The following is a 22,220-nucleotide window of genomic DNA, read 5'->3' as shown; positions in this document are numbered from 1 at the left end:
CCAAAGATAGAACGAAGTCCTATCAAAACAAAAATAAAAATTATGGAAAACTTCGATAACCCAAACACAGAAAATCAAACTTCTATAAACCTCAATAAAAACGAAGATCAGTTTCAGTCCAGAATAGATATGATCGAACTTCGTGCAAGCTTAGACAAAGTAAAAGCAGAAATAGGAAAGGTCATTGTAGGTCAGGAAAATATGATAGACCACCTTTTGGCGGCACTGCTTTCAAACGGGCACGTCCTGATTGAAGGAGTTCCAGGAGTGGCTAAAACCATTACGGCTAAACTATTAGCTAAAACCATTGATGTGGGCTTCAGCAGAATTCAGTTCACACCGGATCTTATGCCTTCAGATATTCTGGGGACATCCGTTTTCAGTGTAAAAAACTCCGAATTTGAATTTAAAAAAGGCCCAATTTTTTCCAATTTTATACTCATTGACGAGATCAACAGATCGCCGGCGAAAACACAGTCCGCTTTATTTGAGGTGATGGAAGAAAGACAGATCACAATGGATGGTACCCGTTATACGATGCAAGAGCCATTCCTTGTCGTTGCTACCCAGAACCCGATAGAGCATGAAGGTACCTATAGACTTCCGGAAGCGCAGCTGGACCGTTTTCTATTCAAGATCAACGTGGGGTATCCAAACCTTGAGCAGGAAATCGCCATTATCAGAAATCAGCATGAAAGTAAGAAAGAAGATAAAACCGAAGGAGTACACAGTGTCATTACAGCAGAACAACTGAAAAATTATCAGCATCTGGTAAAAGAGATTATCGTAGAGGCTCAGTTGATGGAATATATTGCTAAAATTATCATCAATACCAGAGAAAATCAGTTCTTATATCTGGGAGCTTCTCCAAGAGCATCATTGGCACTTCTTACTGCATCAAAAGCTTTCGCTGCCTTAAGAGGAAGAGATTTTGTAACCCCTGAAGATATTAAAGAAGCAAGTTATGCTGTTTTAAGACACAGAGTAATCGTTTCTCCGGAAAGAGAAATGGAAGGACTTACTGCAGATGAAATTATCCGTCAGATCTTAGAAGGAATAGAGATTCCCAGATAGGAAGTCGATTACAGGTAGCAGGTAGTAGGTGATGGAGAACCAAGATTTAAATTAAGTACAAAATATTCAATATGGCAAATTTCAAAGACCTTTTAGTTTGGCAGAAATCTATTGATTTTGTTACTGAAATTTATAGAATTACAGATGCTTTTCCTAAGAATGAAGTTTATGGACTAATATCACAGATTAGAAGAGCCTCCGTTTCTATACCATCCAATATTGCCGAAGGAAATTCAAGAAGAAGCAAGCCTGATTACCTGCAATTTTTAAAAATATCAAGAGGCAGTTGTGCAGAAGTGGAAACACAATTAATAATTTCAAAAAATCTCAATTTTTTAAAAGAAGAGGATTATTTAAAATTAAATCATGAGATTATAGAAATTTCGAAAATGTTAAATGGCTTAATCAACTCCTTACAATAATAATGATCGGGATAAAGCGAATGAGTATTTATCTAAAACCTAAAACCTATAATCTGCAACCTGCCACCTAAATAATGAAAAACTTATACATCAATACACGCTTTTTCTTTACACTCATAGGAGTGGGAGTGCTGTATGTCTTAGCATTTTTCTTTCCGGTCCTGATGTGGGGGGCTCACATTGTTTTGTTGATCTGCTTTCTTGCGGCTATGGTAGATTATCTGTTGCTTTTTAATCATAAAAATGCATTACAGGCTCAGAGAATATTACCGGAAAAACTATCCAACGGTGACGAAAACTTTGTGAAAATTGATATTAAAAACAACTACAATTTTACAATAAACACCAGGATCATTGATGAAATCCCTTTCCAGTTTCAGAAAAGAGATTTTTTAATTGAGAAGAAGGTCAGCCCAGGGTCCAATACCTTTTTTCAGTATACCCTGGAACCCAAAGAGAGAGGAGAATATCATTTCGGAGGATTGAATATCTATGCATCTTCACCTTTAGGACTGGTCTCAAAAAGATATACATTCCAGAAAGATGCAACATTGGCTGCTTATCCATCATTTATTCACCTGAGAAAATATGAGCTGATGGCTTTGCAAAGCGAATTTTTGTTGGGTGGAATTAAGAAAATCAGAAAGCTGGGACATACCATGGAATTTGAGCAGATCAAAGACTATGTCCCTGGAGATGACATCAGAACAATCAACTGGAAAGCAACCTCCAAGGCCAATCGGCTTATGGTCAATCAGTTTCAGGATGAAAGATCACAACGGATCTTTATGCTGATTGATAAAGGAAGAACGATGAAAATGCCTTTCAACGGATTAAGCCTTCTGGATTATTCGATCAATGCTACTATGGCATTATCACACATTATTCTCCGAAAAGGAGATAGGGCAGGAATGATGACTTTCTCGAAAAAAGCAGAGAATAAAATTGCCGCCGACAATAAATCGGGACAGCTGAAAAAAATTTCAGAAGCACTTTATAACATTAAAACCGATTTTTTTGAAAGTGATTTCAATCGTTTATACCAGGATGTAAAATATTCTATCAATCAAAGAAGCCTTATTTTACTCTTTACCAACTTTGAAACCCTTGATGGGCTCAACCGCCAGTTGAAATATCTCCGCGGAATTGCCAAGAACCATTTGCTGGTAGTTGTATTTTTCAAAAACTCCGAGCTGCAGACACTGATCAATAAAAATCCTGAAAATATGCAGGAGATTTATGATGAAATTGTCGCTGAGAAATTCGAATTTGAAAAGAAACTCATTATTCAGGAGCTCCGCAAATATGGAATCTATACCGTATATACCCTTCCCGAGAATTTGAATATCGATGTTATCAATAAATATTTGGAAATAAAAGCGAGAGGAATTTTATAACTTTGCAACAAGCAACAAGCAACAATGAAAATAACACTTAACAGAATCAACGACGACTTTTTATTTGAATGTACCAATAGCCAGGGAAATTCTATTCTTTTGGACAATACTTCTCAGCCCGGAGCAAAAGGAGTATCCCCAATGGAAAGTGTACTGATGGCAGTGGCAGGCTGCAGCGGGATTGATGTAGTTTCTATTTTAAAAAAGCAGCGCCAGGAGATTAAGAGTTTTCAGGCAGAGGTAGAAGGTGAGAGAGTTCAGGTAGATGATGCCAAACCTTTCAAATCTATTAAAGTGAAATTCCTTTTAGAAGGAGAGATTGATCCTAAAAAAGTATTGAAAGCAGCAGAATTGTCTTTTGAAAAATATTGTTCCGTATCAAAAACCTTAGAACCGAATGTAGAAATAGGCTACGAAGTCTATGTAAACGGAGAAAAAATATAAATTTTGATGGGGCTTGAATGCCTCATTTTTTATTTTGCCACGGATGCACGAATAAGATAATAGATAATAATACCTAATATTTAATAAAGAAGGATTTATACAATAAAAAATATAGTTGTATAGATCTTATGCAAAAAGAATCATTCGTACATCCGTGGCAAAAAATACATACAAAAAGAAACCCGGATAAGAATATCCAGGTTTTTATTATTCATTAAAAAGTAAGTCTCGGCTTGATCAGCTTCGCCACAGTGGCTGTCCAACCGGTTTGGTGAGAAGCTCCCACACCCCTTCCATTATCTCCATGGAAGTATTCAAAGAAGGTGATATAATCTCTAAAGTGTTCATCATAATTAAACTTTGGATTTCCTCCATTGAAAGCTCGTTGGCCGTGTTCATCCTTTAAGAAAATCGAACAGAGCCTTTTACTGATATTTTGTGCCACTTCATCAAGATTTCTCTTATCTCCGCTTCCGGTAGGGAGGTCTACTTTCAAGCTGTTGCCATAATAATAATGGAAACGTTGCAGACTTTCTACAATCAGGAAGTTGATCGGAAACCAAATGGGGCCACGCCAATTACTGTTTCCACCAAACATTCGGCTGTCACTTTCTGCAGGAGTATAATACACTACATTTTCTGTTCCGTGAACCGAGAATACAAACGGATTTTCTTCATATACCTTAGACATGGCCCGTATTCCATAAGAACTTAAAAATTCTTTTTCGTCCAGCATCCTTGTTAATACCTTTGTCAATCTGTTTTTACGGAGAATACTCATAAGATGCTTTCTTCCGTGTCCTTCTTCATCCCAATGAGAAACAAGTTTCGTGAGTTCTGGTTTATTTTTTAAGATCCATTCCATTCTGGTTTTGAAGTTGGGCATCTTTTCCAGTAGGCGGTGATCCACAATTTCTACGGCAAACAAAGGAATTAATCCTACAATACTTCTTAATCTTAAAGAAACACTGTCTCCGTTTCCAAGCTGGAGAACATCATAGAAAAAGCCATCCTCTTCATTCCATAAACCTTTCGTTCCTTCCCCCAGATTTTCCATGGCTTCGGCGATATACAGATAATGCTCAAAGAATTTGATGGCCATATCCTCATATACCTGATAATATTGGGCAAGCTCCATCGCAATTCGCATCATATTCAAGGCGTACATTGCCATCCAACTTGTTCCGTCGGCTTGCTCAAGGTGCTGGCCATCCTTTAACTCAATGTTCCGGTCAAAAGCACCGATATTATCAAGCCCAAGAAAACCGCCTCCGAAAATATTCTTCCCGTTTTTATCCTTACGGTTGACCCACCAGGTAAAATTCAAAAGAAGTTTCTGGAAAACTTTTTCAAGGAATAAAAGATCTGGCTTTCCATTATTTTTCTCATCAATCTTAAAAACACGGAAGCAGGACCATGCGTGTACAGGCGGGTTTACATCACTCATGTTCCATTCATAGGCAGGAAGCTGTCCGTTAGGATGCATATACCATTCTTTGGTCAGTAATAAAAGCTGCCCTTTGGCAAATTCGGCATCAATAATAGAAAAGGGAACACAGTGAAATGCCAGATCCCACGTAGCATACCAGGGATATTCCCATTTATCAGGCATGGAAATAATATCCTTGTTGTGAAGGTGATTCCATTCCGTATTTCTTACATATTCGTTGAAATTTCTTGGAGCTTCAAAATTAGGATCTCCTTTCAGCCATTTTCCGATATTGTAATGGTAGAATTGCTTATTCCACAGAAGTCCGGCAAAAGCCTGTCTTTGAACATTCTTTTCATCTTCGTTTACCGTATCATACTGAACTTCGCTATAAAACTCTTCAGCTTCCGTCTGTCTGGCAGTAAAGATTTCGTCAAAATTAGCAAAAGGTTCATCCGTTTCATCAGGACACAGCCTGAATTCAAAAACTTTAGACTGTCCTGCCTCAATCATTTCATCGATCAGAAAAGCCGCTTTCGTTCCTTTATGTTCAGGATTAACGGTGTTGGACCTATGAATAACAAAATCATTGATCCCATCTTTAAAATAATTATTTTCAGCTAAAGGAGCTCCATAAAGCTTAGACGTATTGGTCTCATTATCACAGAATACACGCTGTACATTAGAATTTCTTGAATACAGCTTTTTGATTGAAATACTGTCATGCCCGATATTGATGCTGTCATCATAAGAATAGGCATTCATCTCTCCCTTATAAGTATTGTACCCCCATTTCCAGTTGTTTCTGAACCAGACAGTAGGAATGACCACAATGGGAGCTTCATGCTGACTTCTGTTGCAGATGGTAACCCTTGCCAGAATATCGTTGTGATCAGCCTTGCAGTACTCGATGAAAATATCAAAATATTCATCATTATCGAAAACTCCGGTATCAAAGATTTCATATTCCGGATCCTGTTTACTTCGTCTTCCGTTTTCAATAAGAAGCTCATCATAAGGAAACTCATTGATCGGGTATTTGTACACCATCTTCATATAGCTATGCGTAGGTGTATTGTCCAGATAATAGAAGATTTCTTTAATGTCTTCCCCATGATTTCCTTGTGGGTTGCTCAGACCAAAGAAACGCTCCTTTACCATTTTATCTTTCTTATTCCAGAATGAAAAAGCGAAACAGAAAAGCTGTTTTACATCGGAGATTCCTGCAATACCTTCTTCACCCCAGCGGTAGGCATAGCTCTCGGCATTATTATGATTGGTAAAGTTCCATGCATTTCCGTTTGGGCTGTAATCTTCACGTACATTACCCCATTGCCGGTTGCTTACATAAGGTCCCCAGTTTTTCCATTTGTTATCTTGTAATCTTTCCTTTTCGGCGATCATATATCATCATTTTTCAATACGAAGTTAGTTTTTTTGTAAAATAATTCCAATTCTTTCTATCTGAATAATAATTAATATAGTTCTGAAAGACTTGTATTTAAAGGCTTTTTTTAATATTAAAATAATTTTTTTTTGAAATTAAAATAAAAGAACTACCTTTGCACCATTCGTTCATTCAAATATTGAAAATGTTATCAAGAAAGGTTGAGGGATTAGACCCTATGAAACCTTAGCAACCCTTTGTGCAAGCAAAGAAGGTGCTACGTTCTACCAAAATTATTTTGGACAGATAACTTACTGAAGTTCTTTTCAGCCATTTCCTGTGGCATTTTCAATTGTATTAAAATAATAGAATTGAAAACAGAACTAAACTATATTAATCTTTCGTATCAGACCTATTCCCAAAAGGAATATCGTATCTCGTTAAGCTATGAGCTTTTCGGGAAAGACCTGTTTACAGCTCCCATCATTTTGATCAATCATGCCCTTACCGGAAACTCTGCAGTATCTGGAGAAAAAGGTTGGTGGAAACAGCTTGTAGGAGAAAATCAGGTGGTTGATACCAATAAATACACAGTTCTGTGTTTCAATATACCCGGAAACGGTTATGACGATTTTTTAATTGAAGACTATGAAGACTTTACCCCTTCAGATATAGCCAATCTATTTCTGAAAGGGCTGGAAGCTTTACATATCAAAAATGTATATGCCATTATTGGAGGCTCTCTGGGAGGAGGAATAGCATGGGAAATGCTGGCAAAGCAACCTAAGCTTGCAGAAATTTTTATTCCTATAGCCTGCGATTACAGAACCCACGACTGGCTTCACGCACAATGCCTAGTTCAGAAATTCTTATTGAATTCACAGGATGAACCTTTACAAAAAGCGAGAATTCATGCCATGTTGTGTTACAGAACCCCACAATCGCTCAATGACAGATTTCAAACTCAATATAATCAGGATAAACAGCGGCTCGAATCAGAAGACTGGCTGATATATCATGGTAATGCACTAAACGAAAGGTTTAGTTTAAAAGCATACAGACTGATGAACCACCTTCTGATGAATATTAATGCCGATGAAGCCGCACTGGAGAAGATAGAAGCACGAATGCACATGATCTCCGTAGATACAGATTTGTTCTTCCCGGCTTCTGAAATCCGAATGTGTTTTGAAAGCTTAAAAGAGAAAAAGAAGAACGTTTCTTATCACGAGATCCAATCTATGCATGGGCATGATGCCTTCCTAATGGAATATCAACAATTAAATAATATCATAAAAAACATCTTATAGACTAATGAAAAAGGTTAATGAAATAAAATTTTTAAAGAACAGGTCAATTATCAAATTTGAAGGCGAAGATTTCTTAGGAGAAATCGGAATTGACGGACGAATTTTTAAAGCGCTTACTTTAGCAAGAATTAGCGTAGGAGTGATCTCCCAGCAAGCCATAGAAAACGGAATTTCTATTTTGGTTCACGAAAATGACGCCGAAAAAGCAGTTGCTTGTCTTATCGATGAATTCGAGGCAGAAAGAAAATCAGGAAAAGTTTCACAGATCTATAGCATCAATAATGTGTCTGTTATCGGATTTGTAGCAGAAGATTTCAATAAAGTTCTTGCTGAACTGGCTAGAAATAATGTGTTTCCATTACTTTTAAATCAGATCGCAGGAGAAAACAGAGTCAATATTGTAGTCACTTCCTCACAGGACGAAAAAACGAAAAATATCATCGAATCCGAAATTTTCAAAAAACCGAAAACCGTTCATTTGGCGATTATTGGCCACGGAAATGTAGGGAAAACTTTGATTGATCAGGTTCTGGAATCTTCAGAAGAGATCAAAAGACGTAAGAATATCGACCTTAAAGTAGTAGCAGTAGCCAATTCCAAAAAAATTGCATTCAATAAAAAAGGTTTTGAATCTAACTGGAGTGATGAGGTTTTGACAGCGGAGCACCCATCCAATGTAGAAGAGCTGATCAATTTCTCTAATGAAAATCAACTGGAGAACTTTATCGTTGTGGATAACACGGCAAGTAAGGATTTTGTTAAAAATTATCATGCACTCGCAGAAAACGGATTCGATCTGGTTTCTTCCAATAAGATTTTCAACACCCTTCCTATCGAAGAATACCGTAAGTTAAGATATACCCTGAACAAAAAGAACAGACGTTATCTGTATGAAACCAATGTAGGAGCCGGGCTTCCGTTAATTGATACCATCAAATTATTACACCTTTCAGGAGAAAATATAACGAGAATTAAAGGTGTTTTCTCCGGAACATTGAGCTATGTTTTCAACAATTTCTCTTTGAGAGAGGATAAATTTTCAACCATCATCAATGAAGCTCTGGAAAAAGGATACACAGAACCGGATCCAAGAGAAGATCTGTCCGGAAATGACGTGGCAAGAAAACTATTGATTCTGGCAAGAGAATTAGATTTGATCAACGAGTTCGAAGATATTAAAATCCAGAATCTGGTTCCTGAGAATTTACTTTCCGTTTCAAAATCAGAATTCCTTTCAAGATTAGAAGAACTAGATGATGAATACCAAAAAATAAAAGAAAACCAGGAACCTGGCCATGTCTTGAGATATGTTGGTGATCTGCACGGTGATTTACAGAAAGACAAAGGCGAATTAGACGTAAAACTGATTTCTGTTCCTGCCACTTCAGCATTAGGACAATTAAAAGGTTCAGACTCCATCTTTGAAATTTATACAGAAAGCTACGGTGAAAATCCAATCGTGATCATGGGAGCCGGAGCCGGAGCTCTGGTAACAGCAAGAGGAGTTTTCGGAGATATTTTAAGACTAAGTGAAACAAAATAAAATTAATGTAGGAATCTAACAAGGTAACAGTTTACCCATGATTGTTAATTGCCATACTGTGCAAAACGAAGAATCTCATTGTTACACTGTTAGATCCATACATCGGTAAATTAATTAAAACTATATGGAAAATTTCGAAACATCAGCAATAAGAACCCAGACTGAAAGATCTCAGTTTGATGAACATTCCACTCCATTATATCTTACCTCCAGTTTTATTTTTCAGGATGCTGAAGATATGAGAGCAAGCTTTGCTGAAGAAAAACCTAAAAACTTATACAGCCGTTTCTCCAATCCAAATGTATCTGAGTTTACAGAGAAGATTGCAAAAATGGAGGGAGCTGAAGCAGGTTACGCCTTTGCAACAGGAATGGCAGCTATTTATTCAACATTTGCAGCTTTGCTAAGTGCGGGAGATCATATTGTAAGCTGTCAGTCTGTTTTCGGGTCTACTCATACCTTGTTTACCAAGTATTTCCCGAAATGGAATATTGAAACCACTTACTTCAAAGCCGAAGATGCAGAGAATGTAGAACAGTATATTAAGCCTAATACAAAGATCCTATATCTGGAAACACCTACCAATCCGGCAATAGAAATTCTAGATCTGGAGTTTTTCGGGAAAATTGCAAAAAAGCATAACCTTATTTTTATTGTAGATAATTGTTTCGCAACACCTTATCTTCAGCAGCCGATCAAATATGGTGCGGATGTTGTTGTACATTCTGCAACGAAGCTGATCGACGGACAGGGAAGAGTATTAGGTGGAATTGCAGTAGGAAAAGCAGACCTGATCAGAGAAATCTATCTTTTCGCAAGAAATACAGGGCCTGCATTATCTCCTTTTAATGCCTGGGTATTATCAAAAAGCTTAGAAACATTAGCAATCCGTGTTGAAAAGCACTGTGAAAATGCATTGAAAGTTGCCGAGTTTTTAGAGAGCCATCCTAATGTAGAATTGGTAAAATATCCATTCCTGAAATCCCACCCAAGCTATGAAGTAGCCAAAAAACAGATGAAGCTTGGTGGAAATATTGTTGCCTTTGAAATAAAAGGTGGAATAGAGGGCGGAAGAAACTTCCTGGATAAGATACAAATGTGTTCGCTTTCTGCCAACTTAGGTGATACAAGAACGATCGTTACTCACCCGGCATCAACAACACATTCTAAGCTGTCAGACGAAGAAAGAAACGAAGTAGGCATCACGGCAGGTTTAGTACGTTGCTCAGTAGGTCTGGAAAATGTAGACGATATTATCGCAGACTTAAAGCAGGCTTTAGATTAATTGACAAAGAGCCCCAAAGGGGCGATTTAACCCCAGATAGAACGAAGTCCTATCACCTAGCAATACACACTATGACAAATATAGAATCCCTAAACAAAGCCCTTAAAGAACGCATCCTCGTCCTGGACGGTGCCATGGGAACCATGCTTCAACGATACAAATTCGAAGAAGAAGATTACCGTGGAGAACGTTTCAAAGACTGGGAGCATCCTGTAAAAGGAAATAATGATCTTCTTTCCCTGACGCAGCCCCACGCCATTGAAGAAGTTCACAAGAAATACCTGGAAGCAGGAGCTGATATTATTGAAACCAATACATTCTCCGGAACAACCATTGCAATGGCAGACTATCACATGGAAGAGTTGGTGTATGAACTGAACTATGAGTCTGCAAAAATTGCCAGAAAAGCCTGTGACGAGTATACAGCAAAAAATCCGGATAAGCCTAGATTCGTGGCAGGATCTATAGGACCTACGAACAGAACCGCTAGCTTAAGTCCTGATGTGAATGACCCAGGATACAGAGCCATTACTTTCGAAGAATTGAGAGTAGCTTACAAACAGCAATGCGAAGCTTTATTAGACGGAGGTTCCGATATTCTTTTGGTGGAAACTATTTTTGACACCCTGAATGCAAAAGCTGCTTTGTTTGCAATTGATGAAATTCAGGATGAAAGAGGAATCAAAATTCCGATTATGGTTTCAGGAACCATTACAGATGCATCGGGAAGAACATTGAGCGGACAGACTGCAGAAGCTTTTCTGATTTCTGTTTCCCATTTGAACCTGCTAAGTGTTGGATTCAACTGTGCCTTAGGAGCAGATCAGTTGACCCCTTATCTGGAAACCCTAGCTCATAATTCAGAATTCCATGTTTCAGCCTATCCGAATGCAGGATTGCCGAATGCTTTTGGGAAATACGAAGAAACTCCGGAAGATATGGCCAGACAGATCAAAGAATATACAGAGAAAGGTTTAATCAATATTATTGGAGGATGTTGTGGTACCACTCCGGAACATATCAAAGCCATTGCAGATCTGGTGGCAAACTATCCGCCAAGAAAATTGAGAGAATTTGTGTAATAAGATAGATTTTTTTAATTAAAATCAAGAATGGGGGCTGGGTTATAAATATTATCTTTAAATAAATCACAAAATTTAATATAATGGAAAAGCCGAGTTACTTAAAAGATTCAGAAGACGCCAGACTGTTTAATGAACTGAGAAAGAAAGTAAACCAACGGGTAGAAGCCATTTCTGAAAACCGTGATATTTATATTCAGATGAAGGCTATACTGCTGCCCCTGATCTATGTAGGTTTATATTTCTTTGCCTTGTTTAATGCTGAAAAACATTGGGCTTATATATTGAGTTTTGTTTTAATGGGTATTTTCCTGGTTCTGATTTATCTGAATTTAATCCATGAAGCAGCCCATAACAACATCTATAAAAGCAAAAGGCTAAACTGGATGGTCTTACACATTTTTGATTTTATAGGCGCCAATTCCTATATCTGGAAAAAAAGGCATATCGCAAGCCATCATGCCTATCCTAATGTGGATGGATGGGATACAGATATTGAGCAGAGTGGTTTGTTGCTGATAGTACCTTGGATCAAAGCAAAAGGAGTTCAGAAGTATCAGCATAGATTTTTCTTTTTAGTATATCCGTTGTATCTGTTCAATTGGATGTTTATAAGAGACTTCAGAGACTTCTTTGACAAGGAAAGAGTGATTTTGAAAACCCAGGGAAGAATACCTGTAATAGAAAAAGTGAAAATGGTGAGCTATAAACTGTTCTATTTCTTTTATCAGATTGTAGTTCCTGTGTTGTTCTTTAAAGTATCAATAGGGTTGGCTTTAGGAGCTTGGTTTTTACAGGTGATTTCGGCAAGTATTTTTGCATTGTTTGTTTTATTGCCTTTGCATCCGCTTCCTGATAATGCCTTTCCAAAATTAAATAAAGAAAATGGGCTTCCGTTCAGCTGGCTTCGGCATCAGTTGGAAGTGACCAATGATTTAAAAGAAAATAACTGGTTTGTGAGAAATGTATTAGGAAATTTTAATTTTCATGTGGCCCATCACTTATTCCCAAACTACAGTTATATGTATTATAACGAGATCACAGAGGAGATTGAAGAATTTGCTAAAGAGCATGGCTTAGCATACAAAAGATTTCCGTTGATCACTGCTTTAGGTAAGCATAGAGATTTATTGAGGCAGAATGCGAATAATGCCTACTATATTTTAGAAGAATAAAATGAAGTATTTAAGATTATCAGGCCTTGAGCCTCTTATCATAACGCCGGAGAGTAATTTCATCAATGTTGGTGAAAGAACTAATGTTGCCGGTTCCAAAAAGTTTTTAAGACTCATAAAAGAGGAGAAATTCTCTGAAGCGTTAGATATTGCCCGCCATCAGGTAGAAGGCGGTGCCCAGATTTTGGATGTTAACTTTGATGATGGTTTGATCGACGGAAAAGCATCCATGATCAAATTCCTGAATTTAATTGCTTCTGAGCCGGATATAGCAAGGATTCCAATCATGGTAGACTCTTCCAAATGGGAAATTCTGGAAGCGGGTCTTCAGGTGGCACAGGGAAAATGTGTGGTCAACTCTATCAGCTTAAAAGAAGGAGAAGAAGAATTTATCAAACATGCCAAAGCCATCAAGAGATACGGAGCCGCAGTCATTGTAATGGCATTTGATGAGGTCGGGCAGGCAGATAATCTTGAACGAAGAATCGAAATCTCAAAACGTTCTTATGATATTCTGGTGAATCAAATCGGTTTTCCGGCAGAAGACATCATTTTCGACCTAAATATCTTCCCGGTAGCAACAGGAATGGATGAACACCGAAGAAATGCCATCGATTTTATTGAAGCTACACGTTGGGTAAGACAAAATCTTCCTTATGCATCCGTAAGTGGGGGAGTGAGTAATGTATCCTTTTCATTTCGTGGAAACGATACCGTAAGAGAAGCGATGCACTCAGTATTCCTTTACCACGCCATTCAGGCCGGAATGAATATAGGTATTGTGAACCCTGCTATGCTGGAGGTATATGACGAAATCAATAAAGAACTTCTGGAACTTGTAGAAGATGTAATCCTTGATAGGAGAGAAGATGCTACAGAAAGACTTCTTGATTATTCCGAAAAGCACAAATCGGTAAAAAAAGAAAAGACCGAAGATCTGGAATGGAGAAACAATCCGCTACAGGAGAGGATTACCTATGCCCTGGTAAAAGGAATTGACCGTTTCATTGAAGAAGACGTAGAAGAAGCCAGACAATTGGCAGCAAGACCACTTCATGTTATCGAAATTAATCTGATGACTGGGATGGGAGTAGTGGGAGACCTGTTCGGAAGCGGAAAAATGTTCCTGCCGCAGGTAGTAAAGTCAGCAAGGGTAATGAAAAAAGCTGTGGCCTATTTACAACCTTTCATTGAAGCTGAAAAGGATGGTTCAAAGCCGGCAAATGGCAAAATCTTAATGGCAACAGTAAAAGGAGACGTTCATGACATTGGAAAGAATATTGTGAGTGTTGTCCTGGGCTGTAATAATTACGAGATTGTTGACCTCGGAGTGATGGTTCCTGCAGAAAAGATTATCCAGACAGCTATTGAAGAAAAAGTAGATGTTATCGGATTAAGCGGATTGATCACACCGAGTTTGGATGAAATGGTATATATCGCTTCAGAATTAGAAAGACAGAATTTAGATTTTCCTTTATTGATTGGTGGTGCAACAACTTCGAAAGCACATACCGCTGTGAAAATCGATTTAAAATATAAAAATGCAGTCGTTCACGTAAATGATGCTTCAAGAGCAGTCAACGTAGTAAGCTCATTATTGGGTGACAGAAATAAAGAATATGTGTCAGATTTGAAAAATGATTATTCGGATTTCAGAGAGAAATTTTTAAACAGGCAGGTAGATAAAGACTATGTCTCCATTGAAGAGGCCAGAGAAAATCATTTTAGTATTGATTGGGATCAGGAAGAAATTTTCACACCGAATAATTTAGGTATAAAAATTATCGAAAATCAGGATCTGAATGAACTTCTTCCTTTCATCGACTGGTCACCGTTCTTCAGAAGCTGGGATCTTCACGGGAAATACCCGAATATTCTGGAAGATGAGGTCGTAGGAGTACAGGCAAAAGAATTATTCAAAGATGCTCAGGTGATTCTGAAGAGAATTTTAGATGAAAAACTTTTAACAGCAAAAGCAATCTTTGGAATCTTTAAAGCCAATTCCAATGAAACCGATGATATTCTGATTTTTGATGAAAATAACAACGAACAGGCTAGATTCTTAACTCTGAGACAGCAGGCCCAAAGATCAAAAGGCAAAGATTACCTTGCATTAAGCGATTTCATTGCCCCTCAAAGTTCCGGAAAAACCGATTATATGGGGTGTTTTTGTGTAACGACAGGCTTTGGTACAGATGAGTTGTCAGCAGAATATGAAAAAGCCCATGATGATTACAACTCCATTATGGTAAAAGCATTGGCAGACCGTTTTGCAGAAGCGTATGCTGAGTTTTTACATAAAAAAGTCAGAACAGAATATTGGGGCTATGCCGTTCAGGAAGATTTGAGCAATGAAGACTTAATTGCTGAAAAATACAAAGGAATCCGTCCTGCACCAGGGTATCCGGCTTGTCCTGATCACCTGGAAAAGAAAACGATTTGGGACCTTTTGAAAGTAGAAGAAAATACAGGAGTTTTCCTTACAGAAAGCTTGGCAATGTTCCCTACGGCATCAGTTTCCGGATATTATTTCGGAAGTCCACATGCCAAATATTTCGGATTAGGAAAAATTACAGAAGACCAGCTGAAGGATTATGCCGACAGAAGAAGTTGTAGCATCCAGGAAGCGAGAAAATGGTTGTCACCAAATTTAGCAGATTAAAATTGATATGAAGATAACAGAGCACATTAAAAACGCAAATGGGAAAACTTTATTCTCCTTAGAAGTTGTTCCGCCACAAAAGGGGATTGGTATTGAAGACCTTTACACGAATATAGATCCTTTGATGGAGTTCAAACCACCATTCATTGATGTGACCACTTCAAGAGAAGAATATATCTATCTTGATAAAGGAAACGGCTTGATGGAACGTCGTATCACAAGAATGCGTCCCGGAACTCTGGGAATTTGTGCAGCAATTCAGCATAAATATAATGTAGATACAGTACCACACCTTCTTTGCGGAGGATTCACAAAAGAAGAGACAGAATATCTTTTGGTAGACTGTATGTACCTTGGGATTGATAATGTAATGGCATTAAGAGGAGATGCGATGAAAGGACATCAGTATTTCGAACCTACTCAAGGTGGCCATGCCAGTGCAATGGATCTTGTAAACCAAATTAATGACCTGGGAAGAGGAAAATACCTGCACAACGAAGAACAGGTTTGTGATGAACTGAACAAATTCTGCATTGGGGTAGCAGGATACCCTGAAAAACACATGGAAGCCCCTTCTATGAATTATGATTTGAAATGGCTGAAGCAAAAAGTAGATGCCGGAGCAGATTATATCGTCACCCAAATGTTTTTTGACAATAAAAAGTATATTGAATTCGTTCAGAAAGCAAGAGAGATGGGGATCACAGTTCCGATAATTCCGGGAATTAAGCCGATTGCCACTAAAAAGCATTTGAAAATCCTGCCACAGGTATTCAAAATAGATCTTCCGGAGGAGCTTATCAATGAAGTAGAGAATGCAAAAAATAATGAAGCTGTTAAGCAAATCGGAATAGAATGGGCCATTGCTCAATGTAAAGAACTTCTTGATTTTGGAGTTCCCGTTTTACACTTCTACTCAATGGGAAAAAGTGATAACATAAAAAAAGTAGCCGGTGAGCTATTCTAATAAAAGTACCAAAAATGAAGGAACCCCTGTGATTTTCACAGGGGTTTATTTTTTATCCGTTCATAAAGTTAACCAGTTTAATAAGATCCTCTTCTTTATTGAATTTGATATTATTAGATTTTACGAATGTTTCAAAAGATTCTTTCTTAGCAGGATACAGCTCCAGAATATCTTTTAACTTTTTAGGTTTCTTAATGAAGCCTTTTTCAGTTTTGATATAATAAACCGGATCTAATGTTTTAAAGAAAGCCGCTTTATCTGTTGCATACGAATTGGCAGCAGGAACAGCATCATTAAATTTAGTCTTTACTTTTTTATAAAGTTTATTTTGACCATTAGCGATCTCAAAAAAATAGCCACTCAACTCATCATTGGTCTGTAATAGCACCAAAGTATTCTTAGGAGAAGAAACTTCGATTCTGGAATATTGCTCCTCTTTAGGAAGAACCCATGGCTTTCCTTCTTTCTGAAACTCTATTTCATCCTTATAACTATTGTACCTTACAGGCACTTTGTCAAAATTTTCAGCCACTTTAGCAGGATGAAATTCAGCGCTGTAGTAAGGTGATCCTGCAACTTCGTCATACTTTAAAGACCTTCCTGAATTTTCAGATTTTACCCCGAATACAGCATGGTCTCCTCCAAGGCTATTGACAGAAAGAGTGCTTGAGTAAGCAGACTGATAACTACCTGGGGTAAGATTTTGTGCATAAATAATGCTGGAAGCAACCAAAAAGGCGCCTATAATTACTTTTCTCATTTTGTATGGTTTTATTTGAGTTTTTTCAAAGTTATGATCAAAAATAGAAAATATTCTCTTTAAATCAGTGAAAAAAAGAAATATTCTTAATGATTTATAAGGTTGGATGCCTTTCAAACTCTCGATTTCTGTCAAATAAATACCGGTAAGTTGCCAGCTTTCTCGTCACAGAAGTATCTAGTGTTTCTGCAATTTTCACCATTTTGGGATTAAAATCACCGATCCACTGGAGCTCAGTAGTTGTAAAATCAGTATGTTTTCTCAGATGTTGAGTTCCTTCCCAGATCATATACCCGTCAATCCCTTTCTTTTGCCATTCAGGAACCACTCCGAAAACGAGGCCAACCATTTTCTCATTCTTTTTAAACCGCTGAAGAAACCAGAACTTAAGCTTTTCAAAGACTCCGAATTTCCCGTTCAGATATTTGAACCACTGATTAAGATCCGGAAGATTGATCCACATGGCAATAGGTTTTTCATATTCATAGACAAACCAGGAAATATGCTCGTTAAGGATAGGTTTCATTTTAGTAAACATCTTCAATACCTTGGCTTCTTCCAGATGCTTTCCTTCCCCATGAGCTGCCCATGCTTTATTATAAACCTCCGTGAAATCTTTGGCAAACTTTTCCAGTTTATTTTTCTTCATCGGCTGAGCTGAAATGGCGGGATTTCTTTTGTTTTTTTCATGAGCAATGGTGAAAATCCTTGAAACTTCTGCGAAAATGGGTCTGGTAAAACAAAGCTGCTCAAAATAAACCTGAAAACCATAATTTTCAAAAAGATCTTTGTAGTAAGGGAAATTGTAATTCATCCCAAACAGAGGCTCAATAAAACCGTCAGTCAAAAGTCCCCAGAATTTATCCCTTTCCCCAAAATTGATAGGCCCGTCCATGGCTTCCATCCCTTTTTTTTGAAGCCATTCTTTACAATGGTCGAAAATAAAATTGGCCACCTGCTGATCATTGATACAGTCAAAGAATCCTATTCCTCCGGTAGGTTGTTTCTGCTCATAACAATTGTTGATGAAAACGGCTACTTTACCAATGGTCTTTTTGTTTATTTTAAACAGAAATCTTTCACATTCTCCATTTTTGAAGAACTTATTTTTTTCAGGATCAAAAATCTCTTCAATGTGTTGATCTAAAGGGCGGATATAATTTTTGTCGTGTTGATAAAGTTGTGCCTGGAATTCCAGAAATTCCTTCTTTTGGTGTTTGCTTTGTACTTCTTCGACAATAATCATAGGTTTTAATCAGAATAGGTTATAAAAGATAATGTTTTTTCGTCCCAATAGAATATACAGGAACAGATATTATCCGTATTTTTGCTGCAAATTAAATAAAAATGGTTGATTTTACTGATAACGACGATGATATTTTCACTGGAAAAGAACATACGCCTATAAGGGAAGATGCTTTTGATAAATCGCCACAGGAAAAGATAGAAAAAATTACGGAACTTTTTGGCGAGATTATGGAGACATTGGGGCTGGATATGACAGACGATTCCTTAAAGGATTCTCCAAAACGTGTTGCTAAAATGTATGTGAACGAAATTTTCGGAGGGCTTCTTCCGGAAAACAAACCGGGTATATCTACTTTCTCCAATAAATATAAATACCGTCAGATGCTGGTGGAAAAGGACATCACAGTATATTCTTTCTGTGAACATCACTTTTTACCCATCATAGGAAGAGCACATGTGGCTTATATCTCGAATGGAGAAGTAATAGGACTTTCAAAAATTAACAGAATTGTTGATTACTATGCAAAAAGACCTCAGGTTCAGGAAAGACTGACGATGCAGATTGTAGATGCTCTCAAAGAAGCATTGGGAACAAAAGATGTAGCCTGTATCATAGATGCAAAGCACCTTTGTGTAAACTGCAGAGGAATTAAAGACACAGCAAGCTCTACCATTACAGCAGAATTGAGCGGAATCTTCAGAACAAACCCTATCACAAGACAGGAATTCTTACATTATGTAGGAAGCCACGCCAAATTAGATTAATAGTAATGAACTACCAGATCCTTAAAAATATTATAGATGAAGAACTTCAGAGATTCCAAACGATTTCTGAAGAAGAGTGGATCTACAGGGCGGCACCGGAAAAATGGTCCAAAAAAGAAATAATTGGTCATCTTTGTGACAGTGCTTTTACAAATATCCGTAGATTTGTAGTTACTCAATATAAAGAGAACGAGAATATCGTATACGATCAGAATATCTGGGTAAAGGCACAGAACTATCAGAATGTACCAACTTCCGAATTGATTAATCTTTGGAAAGCATTGAACTATCAGATTGTTCACATTGTAGAAAATATTCCTGATGAAGCACTGCAGAGAATTTGTGATACAACCAAAACAGAACCTCGGAGGTTTACGTTAGAGTTTATCATCAATGATTATGTAGATCATTTGCAGCATCATTTAAAAGCGATTTAATAATGATAAAATTTAAAAAGGTTTCACATAAAATTTTTATCACAACGATTATTTGTTGTGACAGAATATTATTTTAACTAATTTTTAAATCTAAAAACTATTGAATCTTTTAATAAAAAATAAATGCAACTAAAAATATATAACTCGCTTACAGCAGAAAAAGAAATATTCAAACCTATTTTAGAAGGAAATGTAGGAATGTACGTCTGCGGACCTACAGTGTATAGCAATGTGCACTTAGGAAATGTAAGAACTTTCCTTTCCTTCGATTTTATCTACCGTACCTTAATGCATTTAGGGTACAAAGTGAGATATGTAAGAAATATTACTGATGCTGGCCACCTTACTGATGATGGGGATGTAAATAACGACAGATTCGTAAAACAAACCAGACTTGAAAAGCTGGAGCCTATGGAGATTGTGCAGAAATACACCGTAGATTTCCATAAAGTTTTAGATATGTTCAATCTGCTTCCTCCTAATATTGAGCCTACAGCTACAGGTCACATTGTAGAACAGATTGAGCTTACTCAAAAATTAATAGATACAGGATTTGCTTACGAAAGCAATGGTTCAGTATATTTCGATGTATTGGAATACAATAAAAGAGGATTGAACTATGGTGAGCTTTCAAAACGTAACATAGAAGAACTTTTTGCCAATACCCGTGATCTTGACGGACAGGGTGAAAAGAAGAATCCTCAGGATTTCGCTCTTTGGAAAAAAGCATCTCCCGCTCACATCATGAGATGGAACTCTCCTTGGGGAGAAGGATTTCCTGGATGGCATCTTGAGTGTACAGCAATGAGTACTAAATATCTAGGTGAAACGTTTGACATCCATGGAGGAGGAATGGACTTGAAATTCCCACACCATGAATGTGAAATTGCTCAGGGAAAAGCTTGCAATGGAGCCGCACCGGTACACTACTGGATGCATGCCAATATGTTGACTATGAACTCTCAACGAATGAGTAAGTCTACAGGAAACTATATTCTTCCAATGCAGTTGGTGACAGGGGATAATGACTTCTTTGAGAAGCCTTTCCATCCGTCAATTGTACGTTTCTGCTTCCTGCAAGCGCATTATAGAAGTGTTTTAGATATTTCCAATGATGCCATGATTGCAAGTGAAAAAGGATTTATCAGATTGATGGAGGCTGTGAAAGTATTGAATACAATCACTCCTGACGATACAAAACAATCCGGTTTCAGCCTGAAAGAGTGGAAAGATAAATGTTATGATGCATTAACAGATGATTTCAACTCTCCAATCCTGATTGCTCATCTATTTGAAGCAGTAAAATACATTTTTGCTTTGAATGATGGGAAAGAAACAATCTCAACAACAGATCTTGAAGATTTGCAATCAACATTACACGCATTTATCTTTGATGTTCTAGGATTGCAGACTGTAGAAGAAAACAACAATGAGAAGCTTGATCAGACCCTGAAAGTTTTGATCGAATTGAGAAACCAGGCAAGAAAATCCAAAAACTTTGAACTTTCAGATCAGATCAGAGATAAACTGCTTGCTGAAGGTATCGAATTAAAAGACGGTAGAGACGGAACATCCTATGTTCTGAACTAGAAAATATAACTTCGTTTTAAAATCATTCCGTAGGAGTCCCCCAATATTCAGGATTCTTACGGAATGTTTTTTTATCCCTCTTTAAATATTCCCTCCCATCTTAATAGAGTTATACATTCCCAGCTACCAAATTCTCTAAGACTCATTAGTTTATCATTTCTAATTTATTTCAGAGCTATTTCCCGCTATCCACTCATACTCCTCGCTCCCGCGCGCTCCAGTGCTTCGACCTTTGAGCTTTCCAACTCGTGCTGTGGGGTAACCGCTTCTATCGGGGCTAGGGTAGGGGACGGGAATTACAAATGATCCACGGTAATAGGTAATAGGTAATAAGTGTATCTCAGCATGAGTTCCAGCATCTTTTACAGAATCTATCGTTCCGAAAAGAAATAATAGACAGCTCTTATATAAGAAGGACCTGTTATATCCGCCCAGTCTTCCATCACTAGGAACGGGCTTTAGCCCGTTCACCTAAAAAGCCCACGATCCATTGGCTTTAGCCAAAACTTAGAAATATTCATTACCCCAGGCACCCATTTCCACAGTCTTTATCATGCCGTAGGCATCTCAACAAAGCTTTCCAGATTACTATATAAATAGAAAATTCAAAAAACATACTATATAATAGGTATAATTTTCATTATGTATCCACTGCACCTACTATATATGCACTCCAAAAATCCTTTCCAAACCCTCATTTTCCTCCAATTTCCAGATTCTTCAATATCTTATCCCCAACCCTCAAACATTTGTTTAAAATTTTTCCCACTCCTTCTCAGACGTTTACGCTAAAATATTACCCGAATATGAACTTTATGTTAAATAAACTTGTTTTGCTTAGTATAATGTTGTTATCTTTGCCCCACTGAAAAACGAAAGCGGATCAGTAAGCGCAGAAGAGCTTTTAGATAAGCAGAAACAATATACTCTAAAGAAGAAACGAACGAAAAAAAAACTTTAAATTTTTAATCAATAAAAGTTGCGAGTTAAAAAAGAGTTTGTATCTTTGCAGTCCCAATTAAGGGAGCGCAGGAGTAGATGGATTAAGGGTTTTAGAGAGGTTAAGGTTAATAAAAAAAACTTTAAAATTTTCTTTCAAAACATTTGGTCAAGTCAAAATAAAGTTTTACTTTTGCACTCGCAAATACGGAGCGACACTGACAGAAAGATTGCTTCGTTACAAAGCGGAAGATATAAAGATCATTGACATACAATATAACAACCAAGTAAGGAAAAACTAAAG

General features: G+C 37.4%; 17 protein-coding genes and 1 riboswitch. Of the genes, 14 read left to right on the top strand and 3 right to left on the bottom strand.

The genetic code is table 11. From position 1 onward, the window contains the following. Nucleotides 1-42 precede the first annotated feature (42 nt). From AC106K_RS14825 to AC106K_RS14810, 4 genes are all read left to right on the top strand, one after another. On the top strand, nucleotides 43-1,074 hold the full coding sequence (locus tag AC106K_RS14825; RefSeq protein WP_482446298.1) for an AAA family ATPase: 1,032 nt from the start codon (nucleotides 43-45) through the stop codon (nucleotides 1,072-1,074). Between the two features lie 71 nt (nucleotides 1,075-1,145). Beyond that, nucleotides 1,146-1,496, top strand: coding sequence for a four helix bundle protein (locus AC106K_RS14820; protein ID WP_482446297.1), 351 nt, complete (start codon nucleotides 1,146-1,148; stop codon nucleotides 1,494-1,496). A 74-nt stretch (nucleotides 1,497-1,570) separates the two neighbouring features. Further along, nucleotides 1,571-2,893: a DUF58 domain-containing protein gene (locus AC106K_RS14815; RefSeq protein WP_482446296.1), complete on the top strand. Its 1,323-nt coding sequence runs from the start codon at nucleotides 1,571-1,573 to the stop codon at nucleotides 2,891-2,893. A 24-nt stretch (nucleotides 2,894-2,917) separates the two neighbouring features. Continuing rightward, nucleotides 2,918-3,337: an OsmC family protein gene (locus tag AC106K_RS14810; RefSeq protein ID WP_482446295.1), complete on the top strand. Its 420-nt coding sequence runs from the start codon at nucleotides 2,918-2,920 to the stop codon at nucleotides 3,335-3,337. Nucleotides 3,338-3,551: 214 nt separating this feature from the next. Here AC106K_RS14810 and AC106K_RS14805 read toward each other — a convergent pair whose 3' ends face one another. Then, on the bottom strand, nucleotides 3,552-6,170 hold the full coding sequence (locus tag AC106K_RS14805) for an MGH1-like glycoside hydrolase domain-containing protein (protein WP_482446294.1): 2,619 nt from the start codon (nucleotides 6,168-6,170) through the stop codon (nucleotides 3,552-3,554). Nucleotides 6,171-6,358: 188 nt separating this feature from the next. Further along, a riboswitch (SAM riboswitch) is annotated at nucleotides 6,359-6,466 on the top strand. Between the two features lie 58 nt (nucleotides 6,467-6,524). Between AC106K_RS14805 and AC106K_RS14800 the strand changes: the two genes are divergently transcribed. The 7 genes from AC106K_RS14800 to metF all read left to right on the top strand — a co-directional run bounded on the left by AC106K_RS14800 (nucleotide 6,525) and on the right by metF (nucleotide 16,177). Continuing rightward, nucleotides 6,525-7,463 (top strand): alpha/beta fold hydrolase, encoded by a 939-nt coding sequence (locus AC106K_RS14800; RefSeq protein ID WP_482446293.1) that lies wholly within the window; start codon nucleotides 6,525-6,527, stop codon nucleotides 7,461-7,463. A gap of 4 nt (nucleotides 7,464-7,467) precedes the next feature. Then, nucleotides 7,468-9,006 carry an ACT domain-containing protein gene (locus AC106K_RS14795; protein WP_482446292.1) on the top strand — a complete coding sequence of 513 codons (1,539 nt, stop codon included), beginning with the start codon at nucleotides 7,468-7,470 and terminating at the stop codon, nucleotides 9,004-9,006. Between the two features lie 124 nt (nucleotides 9,007-9,130). Further along, a complete protein-coding gene (locus AC106K_RS14790; protein ID WP_482446291.1) occupies nucleotides 9,131-10,291 on the top strand; it encodes an O-succinylhomoserine sulfhydrylase in 1,161 nt (386 codons plus the stop codon). Nucleotides 10,292-10,362: 71 nt separating this feature from the next. Beyond that, nucleotides 10,363-11,373, top strand: coding sequence for a homocysteine S-methyltransferase family protein (locus AC106K_RS14785; protein ID WP_482446290.1), 1,011 nt, complete (start codon nucleotides 10,363-10,365; stop codon nucleotides 11,371-11,373). Between the two features lie 83 nt (nucleotides 11,374-11,456). Beyond that, nucleotides 11,457-12,548 (top strand): fatty acid desaturase family protein, encoded by a 1,092-nt coding sequence (locus tag AC106K_RS14780; protein WP_482446289.1) that lies wholly within the window; start codon nucleotides 11,457-11,459, stop codon nucleotides 12,546-12,548. 1 nt (nucleotide 12,549) lies between these two features. Beyond that, complete coding sequence (gene metH / locus AC106K_RS14775) at nucleotides 12,550-15,210, top strand: methionine synthase (RefSeq protein ID WP_482446288.1); 2,661 nt, start codon at nucleotides 12,550-12,552, stop codon at nucleotides 15,208-15,210. Between the two features lie 7 nt (nucleotides 15,211-15,217). Then, a complete protein-coding gene (metF, locus tag AC106K_RS14770; protein ID WP_185288870.1) occupies nucleotides 15,218-16,177 on the top strand; it encodes a methylenetetrahydrofolate reductase [NAD(P)H] in 960 nt (319 codons plus the stop codon). A gap of 52 nt (nucleotides 16,178-16,229) precedes the next feature. On the opposite strand, the gene AC106K_RS14765 is transcribed toward metF, so the two are convergent. After that, nucleotides 16,230-16,937 carry a hypothetical protein gene (locus tag AC106K_RS14765; protein WP_482446287.1) on the bottom strand — a complete coding sequence of 236 codons (708 nt, stop codon included), beginning with the start codon at nucleotides 16,935-16,937 and terminating at the stop codon, nucleotides 16,230-16,232. Between the two features lie 94 nt (nucleotides 16,938-17,031). Then, nucleotides 17,032-18,183 carry a hypothetical protein gene (locus AC106K_RS14760; RefSeq protein WP_482446286.1) on the bottom strand — a complete coding sequence of 384 codons (1,152 nt, stop codon included), beginning with the start codon at nucleotides 18,181-18,183 and terminating at the stop codon, nucleotides 17,032-17,034. A 101-nt stretch (nucleotides 18,184-18,284) separates the two neighbouring features. On the opposite strand from AC106K_RS14760, the gene folE reads away from it, so the two are divergent. The 3 genes from folE (at nucleotide 18,285) to cysS (ending at nucleotide 20,977) form a co-directional block, all read left to right on the top strand. Then, the gene (gene folE / locus AC106K_RS14755) at nucleotides 18,285-18,950 is read left to right on the top strand and encodes a GTP cyclohydrolase I FolE (RefSeq protein WP_065395967.1); all 666 of its coding nucleotides are present in this window, start codon (nucleotides 18,285-18,287) and stop codon (nucleotides 18,948-18,950) included. Between the two features lie 5 nt (nucleotides 18,951-18,955). After that, nucleotides 18,956-19,387, top strand: a complete 432-nt coding sequence (locus AC106K_RS14750; protein ID WP_482446285.1) for a DinB family protein — start codon at nucleotides 18,956-18,958, stop codon at nucleotides 19,385-19,387. Between the two features lie 123 nt (nucleotides 19,388-19,510). Beyond that, entirely contained in the window at nucleotides 19,511-20,977 is a 1,467-nt protein-coding gene (cysS, locus tag AC106K_RS14745) for a cysteine--tRNA ligase (RefSeq protein WP_482446284.1), read from the top strand. Nucleotides 20,978-22,220: the final 1,243 nt, after the last annotated feature.

This window comes from Chryseobacterium sp. FR048 (genome assembly GCF_056844665.1).
This window is presented reverse-complemented; position numbering and strand designations above follow the sequence as displayed.

Bases quoted from the DNA above. Each gene is read 5' to 3' on its own strand.
- AC106K_RS14825 (WP_482446298.1), top strand. From the start codon at position 43: ATGGAAAACTTCGATAACCCAAACACAGAAAATCAAACTTCTATAAAC.
- AC106K_RS14820 (WP_482446297.1), top strand. From the start codon at position 1,146: ATGGCAAATTTCAAAGACCTTTTAGTTTGGCAGAAATCTATTGATTTT.
- AC106K_RS14815 (WP_482446296.1), top strand. From the start codon at position 1,571: ATGAAAAACTTATACATCAATACACGCTTTTTCTTTACACTCATAGGA.
- AC106K_RS14810 (WP_482446295.1), top strand. From the start codon at position 2,918: ATGAAAATAACACTTAACAGAATCAACGACGACTTTTTATTTGAATGT.
- AC106K_RS14805 (WP_482446294.1), bottom strand. From the start codon at position 6,170: ATGATCGCCGAAAAGGAAAGATTACAAGATAACAAATGGAAAAACTGG.
- AC106K_RS14795 (WP_482446292.1), top strand. From the start codon at position 7,468: ATGAAAAAGGTTAATGAAATAAAATTTTTAAAGAACAGGTCAATTATC.
- AC106K_RS14790 (WP_482446291.1), top strand. From the start codon at position 9,131: ATGGAAAATTTCGAAACATCAGCAATAAGAACCCAGACTGAAAGATCT.
- AC106K_RS14785 (WP_482446290.1), top strand. From the start codon at position 10,363: ATGACAAATATAGAATCCCTAAACAAAGCCCTTAAAGAACGCATCCTC.
- AC106K_RS14780 (WP_482446289.1), top strand. From the start codon at position 11,457: ATGGAAAAGCCGAGTTACTTAAAAGATTCAGAAGACGCCAGACTGTTT.
- metH (WP_482446288.1), top strand. From the start codon at position 12,550: ATGAAGTATTTAAGATTATCAGGCCTTGAGCCTCTTATCATAACGCCG.
- metF (WP_185288870.1), top strand. From the start codon at position 15,218: ATGAAGATAACAGAGCACATTAAAAACGCAAATGGGAAAACTTTATTC.
- AC106K_RS14765 (WP_482446287.1), bottom strand. From the start codon at position 16,937: ATGAGAAAAGTAATTATAGGCGCCTTTTTGGTTGCTTCCAGCATTATT.
- AC106K_RS14760 (WP_482446286.1), bottom strand. From the start codon at position 18,183: ATGATTATTGTCGAAGAAGTACAAAGCAAACACCAAAAGAAGGAATTT.
- folE (WP_065395967.1), top strand. From the start codon at position 18,285: ATGGTTGATTTTACTGATAACGACGATGATATTTTCACTGGAAAAGAA.
- AC106K_RS14750 (WP_482446285.1), top strand. From the start codon at position 18,956: ATGAACTACCAGATCCTTAAAAATATTATAGATGAAGAACTTCAGAGA.
- cysS (WP_482446284.1), top strand. From the start codon at position 19,511: ATGCAACTAAAAATATATAACTCGCTTACAGCAGAAAAAGAAATATTC.